The sequence below is a fragment of the Arsenophonus nasoniae genome, assembly GCF_004768525.1.
GTDB classification, from domain to species: domain Bacteria; phylum Pseudomonadota; class Gammaproteobacteria; order Enterobacterales; family Enterobacteriaceae; genus Arsenophonus; species Arsenophonus nasoniae.
In genome coordinates, this window is sequence record NZ_CP038613.1 from 2,681,866 (window position 1) to 2,698,534 (window position 16,669).

Annotated in this window: 17 protein-coding genes and 1 pseudogene; 2 read left to right on the forward strand and 16 right to left on the reverse strand. The window is 38.6% G+C overall.

The window, feature by feature from the left end; translation table 11 throughout:
* Positions 1-45: 45 nt before the first annotated feature.
* The 13 genes from ArsFIN_RS13640 to trmJ all read right to left on the reverse strand — a co-directional run bounded on the left by ArsFIN_RS13640 (position 46) and on the right by trmJ (position 10,640).
* Positions 46-1,215: a bifunctional tRNA (adenosine(37)-C2)-methyltransferase TrmG/ribosomal RNA large subunit methyltransferase RlmN gene (locus ArsFIN_RS13640; protein WP_026821722.1), complete on the reverse strand. Its 1,170-nt coding sequence runs from the start codon at positions 1,213-1,215 to the stop codon at positions 46-48.
* 188 nt (positions 1,216-1,403) lie between these two features.
* The gene (gene ndk, locus ArsFIN_RS13645) at positions 1,404-1,829 is read right to left on the reverse strand and encodes a nucleoside-diphosphate kinase (protein ID WP_026821721.1); all 426 of its coding nucleotides are present in this window, start codon (positions 1,827-1,829) and stop codon (positions 1,404-1,406) included.
* 340 nt (positions 1,830-2,169) lie between these two features.
* Positions 2,170-2,607: an enhanced serine sensitivity protein SseB C-terminal domain-containing protein gene (locus tag ArsFIN_RS13650; protein WP_051296916.1), complete on the reverse strand. Its 438-nt coding sequence runs from the start codon at positions 2,605-2,607 to the stop codon at positions 2,170-2,172.
* Between the two features lie 86 nt (positions 2,608-2,693).
* On the reverse strand, positions 2,694-3,989 hold the full coding sequence (gene pepB, locus ArsFIN_RS13655; RefSeq protein ID WP_026821719.1) for an aminopeptidase PepB: 1,296 nt from the start codon (positions 3,987-3,989) through the stop codon (positions 2,694-2,696).
* A gap of 164 nt (positions 3,990-4,153) precedes the next feature.
* Positions 4,154-4,354, reverse strand: coding sequence for a Fe-S cluster assembly protein IscX (iscX, locus tag ArsFIN_RS13660; RefSeq protein ID WP_026821718.1), 201 nt, complete (start codon positions 4,352-4,354; stop codon positions 4,154-4,156).
* A gap of 28 nt (positions 4,355-4,382) precedes the next feature.
* The gene (fdx, locus tag ArsFIN_RS13665) at positions 4,383-4,718 is read right to left on the reverse strand and encodes an ISC system 2Fe-2S type ferredoxin (protein ID WP_026821717.1); all 336 of its coding nucleotides are present in this window, start codon (positions 4,716-4,718) and stop codon (positions 4,383-4,385) included.
* Between the two features lie 2 nt (positions 4,719-4,720).
* Positions 4,721-6,571 (reverse strand): Fe-S protein assembly chaperone HscA, encoded by a 1,851-nt coding sequence (gene hscA, locus ArsFIN_RS13670; protein WP_026821716.1) that lies wholly within the window; start codon positions 6,569-6,571, stop codon positions 4,721-4,723.
* Positions 6,572-6,581: 10 nt separating this feature from the next.
* Positions 6,582-7,103 (reverse strand): co-chaperone HscB, encoded by a 522-nt coding sequence (hscB, locus tag ArsFIN_RS13675; protein ID WP_026821715.1) that lies wholly within the window; start codon positions 7,101-7,103, stop codon positions 6,582-6,584.
* Positions 7,104-7,200: 97 nt separating this feature from the next.
* Entirely contained in the window at positions 7,201-7,524 is a 324-nt protein-coding gene (gene iscA, locus ArsFIN_RS13680; protein ID WP_026821714.1) for an iron-sulfur cluster assembly protein IscA, read from the reverse strand.
* A 90-nt stretch (positions 7,525-7,614) separates the two neighbouring features.
* Positions 7,615-8,001 carry a Fe-S cluster assembly scaffold IscU gene (iscU, locus tag ArsFIN_RS13685; RefSeq protein ID WP_026821713.1) on the reverse strand — a complete coding sequence of 129 codons (387 nt, stop codon included), beginning with the start codon at positions 7,999-8,001 and terminating at the stop codon, positions 7,615-7,617.
* Positions 8,002-8,033: 32 nt separating this feature from the next.
* Entirely contained in the window at positions 8,034-9,248 is a 1,215-nt protein-coding gene (locus ArsFIN_RS13690; protein ID WP_026821712.1) for an IscS subfamily cysteine desulfurase, read from the reverse strand.
* Between the two features lie 81 nt (positions 9,249-9,329).
* Positions 9,330-9,824, reverse strand: coding sequence for a Fe-S cluster assembly transcriptional regulator IscR (iscR, locus tag ArsFIN_RS13695; RefSeq protein WP_026821711.1), 495 nt, complete (start codon positions 9,822-9,824; stop codon positions 9,330-9,332).
* An 87-nt stretch (positions 9,825-9,911) separates the two neighbouring features.
* A complete protein-coding gene (gene trmJ / locus ArsFIN_RS13700; protein ID WP_026821710.1) occupies positions 9,912-10,640 on the reverse strand; it encodes a tRNA (cytosine(32)/uridine(32)-2'-O)-methyltransferase TrmJ in 729 nt (242 codons plus the stop codon).
* 125 nt (positions 10,641-10,765) lie between these two features.
* On the opposite strand from trmJ, the gene suhB reads away from it, so the two are divergent.
* Positions 10,766-11,569, forward strand: coding sequence for an inositol-1-monophosphatase (gene suhB / locus ArsFIN_RS13705; RefSeq protein ID WP_026821709.1), 804 nt, complete (start codon positions 10,766-10,768; stop codon positions 11,567-11,569).
* Positions 11,570-11,822: 253 nt separating this feature from the next.
* Here the strand turns inward: suhB and ArsFIN_RS13710 are convergent, their stop codons facing one another.
* The 3 genes from ArsFIN_RS13710 to glyA form a co-directional block, all read right to left on the reverse strand.
* Positions 11,823-12,119: a hypothetical protein gene (locus tag ArsFIN_RS13710; RefSeq protein ID WP_026821708.1), complete on the reverse strand. Its 297-nt coding sequence runs from the start codon at positions 12,117-12,119 to the stop codon at positions 11,823-11,825.
* A 458-nt stretch (positions 12,120-12,577) separates the two neighbouring features.
* On the reverse strand, positions 12,578-13,729 hold the full coding sequence (locus tag ArsFIN_RS13715) for a 3-phenylpropionate MFS transporter (RefSeq protein WP_026821707.1): 1,152 nt from the start codon (positions 13,727-13,729) through the stop codon (positions 12,578-12,580).
* Between the two features lie 79 nt (positions 13,730-13,808).
* Positions 13,809-15,071, reverse strand: a complete 1,263-nt coding sequence (gene glyA, locus ArsFIN_RS13720; RefSeq protein WP_026821706.1) for a serine hydroxymethyltransferase — start codon at positions 15,069-15,071, stop codon at positions 13,809-13,811.
* Between the two features lie 288 nt (positions 15,072-15,359).
* On the opposite strand from glyA, the pseudogene hmpA reads away from it, so the two are divergent.
* A pseudogene (hmpA, locus tag ArsFIN_RS13725) lies at positions 15,360-16,567 on the forward strand (NO-inducible flavohemoprotein).
* Positions 16,568-16,669 lie beyond the last annotated feature (102 nt).

Here is a 16,669-nt window from a genome sequence, read left to right on the forward strand (position 1 = left end):
AAAGGAATTCTGCTATCTAATTTCCTTCATTTACATAATGAACATTCAGACTGCTTTTACTATAATTGGTTCACCACCCAGGCGTTTTTTCAATGTTCGTTTAGTTCGATCAATAACATCACCCGCTAATTGACCGCAGGCCGCATCAATATCATCACCACGCGTTTTACGCACAATAGTAGTAAAACCATATTTCATCAATACTTTGGCAAAACGATCAATACGGCTATTGGAACTGCGACTGTAAGGTGCTCCAGGAAATGGGTTCCAAGGAATTAAATTAATTTTGCTAGGTGTATGCTTAAGACATTCAGCTAGCTGATGCGCATGCTCAATACTATCATTCACACCATTTAGCATGACATACTCAACAGTAACACGTCCCTGATTAGCATTAGATTTAGTTAGATAGCGCCGAACACTCGCCAGAAAAGTTTCAATGTTGTATTTTTTATTAATAGGTACAATCTCGTCACGAATTTCGTCAGTCGGTGCATGCAAGGAAATGGCTAAAGCAACATCAATCATATCACCTAATTTATCCAGGGCAGGTACAACACCAGAAGTCGATAAAGTCACTCGCCGTTTTGACAAGCCAAAGCCAAAATCATCCATCATAATCTCCATTGCTGGAATAACATTGTTGAGATTTAATAGCGGCTCTCCCATTCCCATCATCACAACATTAGTAATTGGCCGCCGACCACTGGATTTCAAAGAACCAATAACTTTAGCAGCGCGCCACACTTGGCCTATGATTTCTGAAACGCGTAAGTTACGATTAAAACCTTGCTGCGCCGTTGAGCAAAATTTACATTCAAGCGCACAGCCAACTTGAGAAGATACACAAAGTGTCGCGCGATCATCTTCAGGAATATAGACTGTTTCGACTTGTTGCTCACCGACGGTTATTGCCCATTTGATGGTGCCGTCAGTAGAACGCTGCTCTTGCGCAATTTCAGGTGCCCGAATTTCAGCAGCTTGCTTTAATTTATTCCGCAGCACCTTATTGATATCTGTCATCAAATCAAAATCATCATAACAGTGGTGATAAATCCATTTCATTACCTGATCGGCGCGAAATGGTTTTTCCCCCGTATCACTAAAGAACTGCCGCATCTGTTTACGATCCATATCCAGCAAATTGACTTTTGTTGATTTACTGACAGGAGAAAAAGAAGGCACACACTGCGCTGCTGTTTTAGATTGAAACATTTTTATTGCCTCGTTATTACACTTTTCGGCGAAAGCTGTAGGTTTTATAACAATTAACTTTATTTATGGGACTAAATATTATTTTTAATAGCATTATATGCCATAACCTTGCCAATAAATCACTTAACAAGGTATGGCATTTTACAAACTTTATTAATATTTTGCTAATGATATCCTATTTCTGTTTGTTAACAGGGACATATTTCGTCGTCAGTAAAGAAAAAAGCAATTTCTCGTTCTGCGGACGCGACAGAATCAGAACCATGTACTGCATTTGCGGTAAAACTATCTGCATAATCAGCACGTAGTGTTCCTGCCAATGCCTTAGAGGGATCCGTTGCTCCCATTAAATCACGATAACGCTGTATAGCATCTTTGCCCGCTAAGACTTGCAACATAATGGGGCCTGAGATCATAAATTCGACTAATCCAGCAAAAAAAGGCTTATCTTTATGCTCAGCATAAAAACCTTCAGCCTGTTCACGATTTAAATGCACCATTTTAGCTGCAATAATTTCGAATCCAGCTTGCTCAAAACGGTTATAAATCGCACCAATTACATTTTTTTTAACCGCATTTGGCTTAATAATTGAAAACGTACGTTGCATCGTCATTAGAAATCCTCTTAGCTATTATTTTTCATCATGATATTTTTGCCTTGCATCCATACTGCCTGCCAAGAAAAAGATTTATCATCATTTTTATTAAGGCAAAATAGCTGGCTATTATAGATATTGGCAATTCAATTGCCCACTTGACGACAAATTTTGTTAATTTTTTTTATACAATTTTTTTATTTTTTTAGCTTAAATCACATTTTTCTAAAATTTAAAACGATAAATACGATTAAAAAGATAATCAGCCCAATTCTTTTTTTTATGTTGTAGGCTTAGATAAATTTAAATATAAAAATTAGCTAGGTATAAATAAGGGAATAATAATAGGTAGCCAAATTTAACAATTTTTAATAGCAATCATGTTATTACGCAACCAACCACCTATTTTACGTTGATAAAATGGTTGCGTATGATGAATAATAAAATGATCAATACCTGTGCCGTTAGGTTGCAAAAAATAAAAATCAACTGACTGATTATCTTCAAGATAATTAAGTACTAAGTTCCCTAACTGCGGAATTAATTGTTGCCCTTCCTTTTCATAGCCAAGACTAATTTCTAAAGCAATCAGCATAACCGGCACCCCTGCTGTTGTATCATCTTTCGCTTGGAGTAAAAAAGCACGGCGTATGATTTTATATTGTTGGAAAAAATGACACAGCCCACTAATTAATTTTGGCGGTAACGTTTCAAATATGCTCAATTTAATAGTACTATCGCCTGGCACTGTAATTGTTGTCATCAGTGCAGATTGATTAATTTTATCAGCCGCCATTTCAGCTTCCTTCATAATTAATACTCTCTTGCTAACTAATTATTTACCAAAAAAATAAATTTCTTGGTAAATAATCATAAAAAAAGCTATTTTGCCTTTTTCAGTAATAAACTAGCAATAGTTCTGACACCAATGCCGGTTGCGCCTTCCGCCCATAAACTCATGGCAGATTTACGATAAGTCGCTGAACAATCGATATGCAACCATCCCTTATGATAATTTTCAACAAAATGTGATAAGAAAGCCGCGGCGGTGCTGGCGCCAGCAGTATGAGAAGGTGATGCAATATTATTGAGATCGGCAAAAGCAGAAGGTAATTGGCGACGATGAAATTCCGCTAAAGGTAAACGCCAGAAGAGTTCATTTTCCATTTCTGCCGCAGACATCAATTCAGCCACCAATTTGTCATCAAAACTTAATACTGACTGATAATCGTTGCCTACTGCCATTTTGGCTGCACCGGTTAATGTTGCAGCGTCAATAATTAATGCTGGTTTTTCTTTACTTGCATCAATCAATCCATCAGCCAAAACCAGTCTTCCTTCCGCATCAGTATTCATAATTTCAACAGACTGGCCGTTACGGTAGCGAATAATATCACCTAATTTAAAGGCATTACCACTCACCATATTATCAGCAATACAGAGGAAAAGTTTTACTCGTTGTTTTAAACCTCGACTTATTGCTAAGGCTAACGCCCCAGTTAGCATAGCTGCTCCGCCCATATCTGCTTTCATTGAATTCATAGATGAAGAGGGTTTTATGCTATAACCACCAGAATCAAACGTAATACCTTTTCCAACCAAACAAGCAAATACCGGCGTTTTTAAATTGCCAGTTGGATTATAATCCAGCACGAGTAATGCAGGTGGGCGGCTTGAGCCACGACCTACGGTATAAATTCCACTATATTTCTGTTTTGCTAACTCGTCACCCTGAATGATACGGTAGTTAATATTATCCTTTATTGTTTCACATAATAAGTCGGCGCTGCGCTGCGCTAGCTGCGCTGGCGCTAATTCTTCAGCCGGTGTGTTAATAATATCGCGTACCCAATCAATAATTCGTATGCGGTACTGGAGCTCTTTTTTTTCATTTGCTGATAAATTTGGCCATTCAATAGAACGCGCTCCTTTAGGTGCTCTAAAACCTTGCCAAAATGCCCAGCTTTTTTCCAAGTCCCAGTCATTCCCTACTAACATGACGTGATGAATACCTTGGCTATCCAATCTACGACCGGCACTTTGGATCGCACACAATTTTGCTTGTGGCTTCAAATGAATGACTATCCCTTGCTCACTGGAACTAATTAATGCATTCTTTCCCCAACAAGGCGCCGCTGCTTGATAAGATAGCGAGACCTGCATGATCTGCTTTTCCATTCCCTCTTCCCACCTTAGTTTGTCATATGTGTTTATGGAATAATTGATGAATATAGGATATTAATAATAGAGGTTATCATGAGTTAATACATTGCACGATGAATGATAGTAATAAAAAAGCTGGCAATTCCAGCTTTGTAGATAATTGTTAGTTTAATCAGTCATTATTGATACTCATCAAGCCATACTAATAGAATAGCTTCCAGGATCTTTTCATTTGAAGCTTGCGGATTGTCATTAAATCCGTCTAGTTGGCAAATCCACTGATGCATATCGGTAAAACGAACCGTTTGCGGGTCAATATTAGGATATTTATCATAGAGTGCCTCTGCAATTGTACGGCTATCAGTCCACTTTAAACTCACCATCCCCTCCTGCAATTAAATGTAAGGATCAATGTTCTCTGGCATGATTAATCGTATATTTAGGAATTTCTATGACCAGATCTTCATTAGTCACGATGGCCTGACAACTTAACCGGCTCTCAGGCTCTAACCCCCATGCTTTGTCCAACATGTCATCCTCTAGTTCAGAACTTTCTTCCAGTGAATCAAAGCCTTCACGCACAATACAGTGGCAAGTTGTACAGGCACAAGATTTTTCACAAGCATGTTCAATATCAATGCCACTACGTAAAGCAGCATCAAGAATAGATTCACCTTTCTCTACTTCCACAACCGCCCCTTCCGGGCATAACTCTTTATGCGGTAAAAAAATTATCTTTGGCATTATCATATCTCGTCCACAGAATGACCCGATAATGCTTGACGAATAGAGATATCCATACGTCTAGCAGCGAAATCCTGTGTTTGCTTATCCAGTTGTTTAATTGCATTTTCAATTGCCACAGAGGAGCTTCCCTGTGTACAGTTAATTAATTCATTTACAGCCTTATCAATCGCTGCTTTTTCTTCTTTATTCAATAAATGAGCATCTTTTTTCAATGCGATCATTAAACTTTCTATTAGCCGGTTGGCTTCAACTTTCTGCTCGGCAAGACGACGCTCTAGCATATCATCTTGCGCATTAACGATTGAGTCAGTGATCATATTAGCAATTTCTTCGTCAGTTAAACCATATGAAGGTTTAACTTGAATCGAAGCACTGACACCCGTTGATTTTTCTACTGCGCTGACACTCAATAATCCATCGGCATCTATTTGAAAAACGACCCGAATATGCGTGCTTCCGGCAGGTAATGGCGGTATTCCACGTAGGGTAAAACGCGCTAAGGAACGGCAATCATTAACCATTTCACGTTCGCCTTGTACAACATGAAATGTCATGGCTGTTTGCCCATCTTTGAAGGTAGTAAATTCCTGCGCCTTAGCAATAGGCAGTGTCGTATTGCGTGGGATCACTTTTTCAACCAATCCTCCCATGGTTTCTAAGCCAAGTGACAAAGGGGTAACATCGAGTAACAATATTTCACTATCCGGTTTATTACCGACTAAAATATCAGCCTGAATAGCCGCACCAATAGCAACAACTTTATCCGGATCAATTGAAGTTAAGGGGGTGAGGCCAAAAAATTCCTCAACCATAGAAAGTACCAACGGTACCCGCGTCGAACCACCCACCATCACAATCTGCAAAATATCATCAATATCAATTGCGGCATCTTTCAATGCACGACGACTGGTTAATAAAGTGCGTTTGACCAATGGCTGAATTAATGTGTTCAACTGCTCTCTTGATAAGGTTCCTCGCCAACCATTGATTTCAATGTCAGTATAATTAACATCCGTTAATGCTATTTTAGCCTGACTAGCGATATTTAAAATTTGCCGCTGTAAGCAATGGTCTTGGCGATCTGTTATACCCGCTTGTTGATATATCCAATCCACCAGAAGATGATCAAAATCATCTCCGCCGAGCGCTGTGTCTCCGCCCGTTGCTAACACTTCAAATACGCCACGCTGCAACCTAAGAATGGAAATATCAAAAGTCCCACCACCCAAATCATAAACAGCAATTACGCCCTCTTGTTGTGAATCTAAACCATAGGCAATAGCCGCCGCAGTAGGTTCATTCAATAAACGTAAAATCTGTAATCCGGCCAAACGCGCTGCATCTTTAGTTCCTTGACGTTGCGCATCATCAAAATAAGCAGGCACGGTGATCACCACACCTTCTAATCTACCATTCAATGTTTCTTCTGCCCGCTGTACCAACGACTTTAGTATCTCAGAAGAAACTTGAATAGGATCAACTTGCCCTATGGCTGTGTGGATCAGCGGTAAGCCATTTTTACTTGCTGTCAATTGATAAGGTAAATTAGGATAACGTTGCTGGATCTCAGTCAATGAGCGCCCCAATAAGCGCTTAGCTGAAATAATGGTATTAGCCGGATCTTGTTCCACTTTTGCTTTCGCTTGCTTACCGACTGTAATCGCGGTTGGTTGGTAACTGACGATAGAGGGTAGCAATTCACATCCGGCTGAATCAGGTAGTGTTTCTGCTTTTTTGTTGCGAACCGTTGCAATCAAGGAATTTGTTGTACCTAAATCAATACCAGCCGCTAAACGGCGTTGATGCGGCATCGACGACATGCCCGGCTCTCTAATTTGTAATAATGCCATAAAATTTACTCTAAAAACGATTGAATAAACGCTCTTCCAATTGTTCAACTTGTTGCTGCAACTTATCGAGAAATCGAAGTTTGCGAACAGTATCTGCTGCCTTTACCCACTGTTCTTCATTTAGTTGTTTTTCCATTTCCTGTAAGTAACTTTTTATTGTTTTAGCTAAACCAGAGGAAAATAAGGCTAATGCCTCTTCTGCTTGCTCACTGGTTTCGATACACGCCAATTCTTCACGCAGCGCAAGCTGCTCCATTAAAAACGCCGTATCATGCATAGTATATTGCTCATTATTGATATCAATATCATATAAAGTCAGCATATATTCAGCACGTTTCAAAGGGTGTTTTAAGGCTTGATAAGCAGCATTAATTGTCGCAGCCTGTTGAAGTGCACCTAGTTTGTCACTCTCAGGTTGGTTAGCAAAGCGATCAGGATGATATTGACGCTGTAATTCCTGATAACGGTAAGTTAATTGTTCAAGGTCAATAGAATATGAAAATGCCAGACCGAAAAGGGTAAAATAATCCATAAATGCTCTAGATTGAAAATATCAAACAGACGGTAGGAAATTTATGTCACAGCCGTCGTCTATTCAGTTTTAGGCTTATCAAATAATAAACAAACTCTCATACGTTAAAGCTTTCACCGCAGCCACATTCATTTTTGCTATTCGGATTGTTAAACTTAAAACCTTCATTAAGACCTTCTTTAACAAAATCCAATTCTGTCCCATTGAGATAAATCATACTTTTACCATCAATGATAACTTTCACGCCTTTGTCTTCAAATACGGTATCATCTTCATTAATCACATCAACAAATTCAAGCACATAAGCCATACCTGAACAGCCAGAAGTCCTAACGCCCAAACGTAAACCTTCACCTTTTCCTCGGTTATGTAAGAAAGTCAGAATACGCTCTGCCGCATTTTCTGTCAGAGAAATTGACATACAACACCTCACAATCAAAACCAGTACAGGCGGATACGGTAAACAAAAGCAAACCGGTAGTATCACGCCTAAAAGGAATTTTTATATTAATTATTTGCTTTGCTGTTTATTTTTATAGTCCGCAATAGCCGCTTTAATCGCATCTTCTGCCAAAATAGAACAGTGAATTTTAACGGGTGGCAACTCTAATTCTTCTGCAATAGCCGTATTTTTGATAGTCTCTGCTTCATCCAGTGTCTTACCTTTCATCCATTCCGTTACTAATGAACTAGAGGCAATTGCTGAACCACAACCATAAGTTTTAAAACGCGCATCTTCAATAATACCTGCGTCATTAACTTTGATCTGAAGTTTCATGACATCACCACAAGCTGGTGCGCCTACCATCCCACTCCCGACCATTGGGTCATTATTATCAAACGAACCTACGTTACGTGGATTTTCATAATGATCAATCACTTTTTCACTATATGCCATATTGTCAACTCCTGAAACCGTCTATTCGTTTATTAATGATGAGCCCATTCAATGCTATTAAGATCGACACCCTGTTTATACATCTCCCATAGGGGAGAAAGATCACGCAGCCGACCTATCGCATTATGAATTAGCTGGATGGCATAATCGATTTCTTCTTCTGTCGTAAATCGACCAAAGGAGAAACGAATTGAACTGTGTGCTAACTCATCATTCATTCCTAAAGCTCTTAGTACATATGAAGGTTCAAGACTTGCCGATGTACATGCAGAACCTGATGAGACAGCCAAATCTTTAAGCGCCATCATCAATGATTCACCTTCCACATAGTTAAAACTAACATTGAGAATATGAGGAGCTCCGTTGGCCAGATCCCCATTAAGATAAACCTCTTCAATATTCTTAATACCGTTCCATAAGCGTTGGCGTAAGGCGCGTAATCGAAGAGATTCTACTGCCATTTCTGCTTTAGCAATCCGATAAGCTTCGCCCATTCCTACAATCTGGTGTACTGGTAATGTCCCTGAGCGCATCCCTCGTTCATGACCACCGCCATGTTGTTGGGCTTCAAGTCGAATACGGGGTTTACGACGTACATAAAGTGCGCCTATTCCCATCGGTCCATACAGTTTATGTGCTGAGAAAGACATTAAATCAATTTTTAGTTCATTTAAATCAATCGGTAATTTACCTACTGACTGGGTCGCATCAACATGAAAAACAATACCACGATTGCGGCAAAGCTCACCCATAGCGGCAATATCTTGAATAATACCGATCTCATTATTAACATGCATGATAGAAACCAGAATTGTGTCATCACGCATAGCGGCTTCAAGCTCTTGTAAATCAATAAGACCACTACTTTTTGGCGCAAGGTAAGTCACGGCAAAACCTTCACGCTCAAGTTGACGGCATGTATCCAAAACCGCTTTATGCTCGGTTTTGCTGGTAATGATATGTTTACCTTTTTTCTGATAGAAATTGGCAACCCCTTTCACAGCCAGGTTATCTGATTCAGTCGCTCCAGAAGTAAAAACAATCTCACGCGGATCCGCATTGATTAACTCAGCAATCTGATTACGTGCAATATCCACAGCTTCTTCAGCTTGCCAGCCAAAAATATGAGAGCGCGATGACGGATTACCAAAATTGCCATCCATAGTCATACACTGCATCATTTTTTCAGCGACACGAATATCAACCGGTGTGGTCGCCGAGTAGTCTAAATAAATCGGTAGTTTCATTAACTCACTAGCTCCATAAGACGAAAAACGTCTCAAAATTTTATTACTTTGCAATTACTCTATTTTGCAGAACCTTTTAATTTATGCTCGCATATTAATAATGGGTTCGGATTGAGGAGTCACTCTCACATGATGTTTATCGCTATCTTGACGATCAGCAACTTCTTGTACTTCTTGATTATTGACCAATTCTTCTAAGCTAATATTACTAAGAAAACTGGTAATACGGTCACTTAAATCACGCCACAGTGCATGGGTCAAACAACGCTCTCCACCTTGGCATCCTTCTCTTCTTCCGTGACAGCGAGTTGCATCAACAGACTCATCAACAGCCGAAATAACTTGAGCGATAAAAATAGTTTTCGCGTCGCGACCTAATAAATATCCGCCGCCAGGGCCACGGACACTGGCAACCAGTTCGTTTTTGCGAAGTCGAGAAAACAGTTGCTCAAGATAAGAAAGCGAAATTCCTTGGCGTTCCGATATATCAGCCAATGGCACCGGCCCAGTCTTTGAATGCAATGCCACATCCAGCATGGCTGTTACTGCATAGCGTCCTTTAGATGTGAGTCTCATAATATATCCCCATAGTTAAATGTGACAAAAATTGTGTCATTCCTGAGTATTTTAGTCAACTATTTAACCTAGTAATTTACTCAACTATTATTTATGCCATTTTTCAATTGATGTGAGAACACCACGTAAAATATGGAGTTCCTGCACTTCAGGATGCGCTCGAGTAAATAAACGCCGCAATTTATTCATGATTTGTCCAGGGTGACGCTTTCTGATAAATCCAGATGCATTGAGCACTGCTTCAAGGTGGATATAAAAACGTTCTATATCCTCAATTGGCGGATATTGTACCTTATCTTTATTATCTACCGCGGATTTTTTTTCATTTATTGCCAGGTATGCCATACGAATTTCATAACTGATCAATTGAACAGCCATTGCCAAATTGAGTGAACCATATTCAGGATTTGTTGGAATGTGAAGATGATATTGACATTTCTGTAGTTCTTCATTGGTTAAACCAACACGTTCGCGGCCAAAAATAATAGCCACCGGAGAATTTATTGCCTGATGGATGGTTTTTTCGCCACATTCTCGCGGCGTTACTTGTGGCCATGATAAAGTACGAGCACGCACACTGGTTCCAATTACCAAATTGCATCCAAGTAAAGCTTGCTCTAATGTCTCCACGATAGTCGCTTGACCAATAACATCACTGGCGCCAGCAGATAATGCAATGGCTTGTGAATCGGGCAAAATGAGTGGATTAACTAAGTATAAATTAGTCAGTCCCATCGTTTTCATCGCACGGGCAGTTGAACCCATATTTCCGGTATGCGAGGTTTCAACCAAAATAATGCGAATATTTTTTAACATGATTGTCTTTATTTGGCGTTGATCATTAGGCTATTCTACCACAATCATAGTCATGTTGACGAATCTCTGTTATACTGCCGGCTTCGCTTAATCCTTGTTCTTTAACATTCCAGTGGAAATAACCCATGCATCCAATGCTAACTATTGCTATACGAGCAGCTCGCCAAACAGGTAACTTTATTGCTAAAAGCTATGAAAAACCCGATTCTATCGAAATAATGGCAAAAGGCCAAAATGATTTTGTGACCAACATTGATAAAAAAGCAGAACAAATTATTATTGAAGTCATCCAGAAATCTTATCCTACTCATACCATTATTACGGAAGAAAGTGGTCAAATAGTTGGTGAGAAAAATGATATTCAGTGGGTTATTGATCCGTTGGATGGCACAACCAATTTTACTAAACGTTTACCCCATTTTTCCGTTTCTATCGCGGTACGTATTAACGGTCGTACAGAAGTCGCCGTCGTTTATAATCCTATGCTTAATGAGCTATTTACTGCAGTACGTGGGCAAGGAGCACAATTAAACGGTTACCGCCTGCGTCTTAAAAATAGCCATGAATTAGAAGGGGCAATCATTGCCACGGCTTTTCCTTTCAAAGCGAAACAACATTCAGCCGCATATATTAATATTATCGCTAAACTGTTTAAAAAATGCGCCGATTTTCGCCGTACTGGTTCAGCCGCTTTAGACTTAGCTTATGTTGCTGCTGGTCGCGTCGATGCCTTTTTTGAAATTGGCTTAAAACCTTGGGATTTTATGGCTGGAGAACTATTAGTACGTGAAGCAGGTGGGGTTATAACTGACTTTGTTGGCGGTCATAATTATCTATCATCGGGCAATTTGCTGGCAGGCAGTCCACGTATGGTGAAAAAAATGGTACTAGAAATGCAGAGTGAGTTAAGCGATTTATTAAAAAGCTAAAAAATAAGAATAGCTATAGCCAATATTTATATTTAATTAATAATGTCTGGATAGCGTGGTTATATCATTAACTCGTTTGTGGCAGTTCTCAAAATAGTAGGAATTTGCCACAACGTTACTGGTTAGAGAAACTGGCAAATATTTTCCAGATTGGCTGTTATTGTTGATGCCGCCTTACCCCTTGATTGTCTACTTAAACCCCCTATCCCTATTTAGGTATTAAGGGGTATTTAATAAATGTTTTTAGTTAATTTTAATGAGCTGAAAGTTCATCACATCGTTGAGTATGTATTTTCTGATTAGCATCACTAGACGCTTGTAAGTCCTTTCCTATTATCTTGATAGCTAATAGCTTAGCATTATCTTCATTAGCAGCAGTCACAGGCTGATCAAATAAATTCATTTCCTTGTTTGGATAACCGTGCCAGCCGTGACACATATATTGCTTATCTTTTTTATCATTGGCCGCCATTGCCATGGAAGGGAATAAAATTGAAATCATGTAACTAATTGATAATATTAACAATCCATATTTTACTGAATAATTCATTTCAATCTCCTAGGGGTTATTGTGACGCCTAATTAATAGATGATCTTATTCATTACGATTGAGTTTAATAATCTAAATCGCAATATTGCAAATGATAAAACAAATGATAATCATTTTCATAATTTTTTAATACATTTTTGCAATATATATATAAATAATATTAAATAACCTTTTTATTAAGCAACCAAAATCATTTTGAATAAAAAACACTTTTGTAATAGGTTATATCTTTCAATATTGCGCGAAAGATTTAATTAACAATTTCATCATTAAGGTTATAAGCAATGCAGGTAATGAGGGAATATTGTATTGCTGTTTGTTACAAAGACGGATTTTACTGATTGACCAACTTACTTATTTTAATATAAAAATATTTATTGGCATCCTTGGTTAATATTTATCTGTTATTCAAGTTAAATCAACAAGTTTAGCTTACTCGTTCGGCTATAACATCGAATTTAATGATGTGAATTTTCACGCGGTCGAATAAATAGCGCTGGAATGGCAATCAATGACATTAACCAAAATACCCAGTTATGGTGAAAAGGAAAATGTTCATAAACAAAACCTACAACGATTGTCACTATCGCTAACCCGGCTCCTAAGGCCAATGCCGAATAAAATGCCTGTAGACGAATAATTTCATCTTCGTTACGGGCGCTAATAAAACGCATCGCCGCAAGATGACAAACAGTAAAAGTACCACTATGTAAAAGTTGGCTCATTATCAGTATCGGTAAAGCGGTAAAACTGGCCATTAAGCTCCAACGAATCACCGCACAACTCGCTGCTAACAATAATAATCCACTCGCCTGCCAATGACGAAAAAGGACATAACTAAAGGTAAACACAATCACTTCAGCAACAATACTTAAAGACCATAATAGACCGATAATAGCATCGGAATAACCTACTTCTTTCCAATAAATTGAAGAAAAGCCATAATAAGCTGCATGAGAGCTCTGTAATAAGGTAATACAGAGTAAAAAGCGCCAGACTGAGCTATCAAGCAATAATTGTTTCAATGAGATTGTTGTATTGGCGATCTGGCGATAAGTGGCTTTAGGCAGAACAGTAGGTTGTAATAACATCGTCAACAGCATAATGACTATGCTGGCAAGTAATGCATAGATAATTATTTTATGCCCCCAGTTATTGGCTAAATAACCCATCGAAGAAGCGCTAATTATAAATGCAAGCGAACCCCAAGCCCTTACTTTACCATAATCAAATGTTATCTGTTTTTGCCAACTAGCGGCTAAAGCATCGGTTAAAGGTACCATTGGTGAAAAAAAAAGATTGAAAGCCAACATGATAAATAATAACCATAACCAGTTTGAACTGACGATAAATCCTATAGCAAAGATCAACGTTAAACCAGCAAATAGACGCAAAGTGGTAATTAGGTGACGAGATCCTTTTACTATCGGTGCGATCATCAAAGAACCAATAAAACGTGCGCTAAGGCCGGTTGCTAACAAAATACCGATTATATCAGCCTCAAGCCCTTCACCATTTAGCCACATTGCGATAAAAGGCAAAAAAATGCCATAAGCAAAAAAATAAGTGAAATAATCTAACGCAAGCCAACGTGTTGATGGAATAATCATTATTTATTCCCATTTGATTATCATGTAAAAAGCCCGATTCATTTAACAACTAAAACGGGCTAAAACAAATCACTAAATTTTACTTATTTATGCATAGAACAGGAAACTGCTGGCACATCAACAATACTTTTTGTTTTACATTTTGGATCACACTTTCATCATCAATCTTGTCCAAAATATCACATATCCAATTGGCCAATTCAGCTGATTCTTTTTCCTTAAACCCACGACGAGTAATGGCAGGTGACCCTATACGAATACCGGAAGTAACAAATGGGCCCTTAGGATCATTCGGTACACTATTTTTATTGACAGTAATATTAGCACGACCCAGTGCGGCATCTGCCTCTTTACCGGTGATCCCTTTATCCACTAAATCTAATAAAAATAAATGATTTTCAGTTCCACCAGAAACAACCTTGTAGCCACGCTTGATAAAAACTTCAACCATCGTTTTCGCATTTTTAGCCACTTGCTGTTGATAAGTTTTAAATTCAGGCTCCATCGCTTCTTTTAATGCAACCGCTTTACCCGCAATAACATGCATTAATGGACCGCCTTGAGCGCCAGGGAATACAGCAGAATTTAGCTTTTTGTAAAACGCTTCATCACCACCTTTAGCCAAAATCAAACCACCACGAGGGCCGGCCAAAGTCTTATGGGTAGTAGTCGTCACAACATGCGCATGAGGAACAGGATTAGGATAAACACCAGCAGCGATCAAACCCGCGACATGCGCCATATCAACAAATAAATAAGCACCTACACTATCTGCAATTTGACGCATCTTAGCCCAATCTACCACGCCGGAATAAGCAGAAAAACCGCCAATAATCATTTTAGGTTTATATTTTTGTGCCTGAGTAGCTATATCGTCGTAATCAATTTTTCCTTTTTCATCGATACCATAAGGAACGATATTATAAAGTTTACCGGAAAAATTGACGGGTGAGCCGTGGGTTAAATGTCCACCATGTGCCAAATTCATGCCTAACACAGTATCACCGGGTTGCAATAAGGCCATATAAACAGCAGTATTAGCTTGCGAACCTGAGTGTGGCTGAACATTAGCAAAATCCGCATCAAATAAAGTTTTCGCCCGATCAATAGCAAGTTGTTCAACAATATCAACATATTCACAACCACCATAATAGCGCTTACCTGGATAGCCTTCAGCGTATTTATTCGTAAGTTGGGAACCTTGAGCCTGCATGACTCTTGGACTGGTATAATTTTCTGAAGCGATTAACTCAATATGCTCTTCCTGACGCTTAACTTCATTTTCCATTGCTTGCCATAGTTCTTGGTCATAATCTGCAATACTCATTTCACGCTTTAACATTTACTTCTCCTGACTCAGCCACATTTTAAATCGCTATTCAATTAAATGAATAGCACACAGTGTAAACTCTTTTAGCTCACTGAGATAGCCCCAAAATAAAAAATTACGCAAACGATTGCTATGTATGTATTATCAAATATAGACATTTCTCAATAGCGATTTGATCGCCAATTAAAATACGCTAACTCAATCTCATTTTTACAATTAATTATTTACTTTTAACCTGAAACAATTTAAGTTGCATTTAAAATGCAACTTTAAGCCCTCAGTTAACTTTAGGAATTTTATATGATTGATTCTCAAACTATCGCCACCGTTAAATCAACTATTCCTCTTATTGTTTCCACTGGTCCTAAATTAACCGCTCATTTTTATCAACGGATGTTTCAACATAACCCTGAATTAAAAGATATTTTCAATATGAGTCATCAAATTAATGGTGATCAAAGAGAAGCTTTGTTTAATGCCATTTGCGCCTATGCTGCCAATATTGATAATGTTTCGGCCTTACTACCTGCGGTTGAAAAAATTGCCCACAAACATGCTAGCCTAAATATAAAACCTGAACATTATTCGATAGTTGGTCGACATCTATTACATACCATTGATGAGTTATTTCAGCCTGGAAAAGAAATTATTGATGCCTGGGCTAAAGCTTTTGATGTGCTGGCCGATATCTTTATTAACCGTGAAGAACAAATCTATAAAACAAATGAAGAAAATATCGGCGGTTGGCGTGGTTTGCGTCGCTTCAAAGTGGCTAAAAAGATCCCGCGTAGCGAAACGATCACCAGTTTTCAATTTATTCCAGCAGATGGTAATGAGATAGTCGATTTTCTTCCTGGACAATATTTAACCATTTATTTACAGGATCGTGAAAAACTAACCAATCAACAAATTCGGCAATACTCATTAACCAATGCACCTAATGGTGAAAGTTATTGTATCGCGGTAAAGCGTGAAGAAAATGGCAGTGTGTCAAACTATCTGCATAACAATATAAAAGAAGGTGATATCGTCAAATTGGCACCACCTTGCGGAGATTTTTTTTGGCAGTGAATACTGATACACCAGTAACGTTGATTTCAGCCGGTGTCGGCTTAACGCCAATGATAAGCATGTTGGAAAAGCTACATCAACAACAACATAAAGCGCCATTAAATTGGCTACATGCGACAGAGCATGGTGGACATCACGCTTTTGCTAATGAAGTAAAAAATAAATTAACCGATTTTATCCATGGCTTCAGTGCCGTTTGGTATAACAATCCACGTGAGCAAGACAGACAAGCTGAACAGTATCAATACCAAGGACTAATGAATCTGTCAGAAGTAAGACAACAACTTAATATTAACAATATGCATTACTATTTCTGTGGCCCTGTCAACTTTATGCAATTTATTGCCAAGCAGTTGCTCACCATGGGAGTAAATACCAGTCACATCCACTATGAGTGTTTTGGACCACATAAAGTTATTGAGGGAAATGAACAATAACCCTTGAAACTCTCACTAAAACCAAGATAAGTGGTAACAGGTGGAATAGGAGGTTACAGATTCCATATCAACTCCTTTGTAACTTTCAACCATCTGTTACCC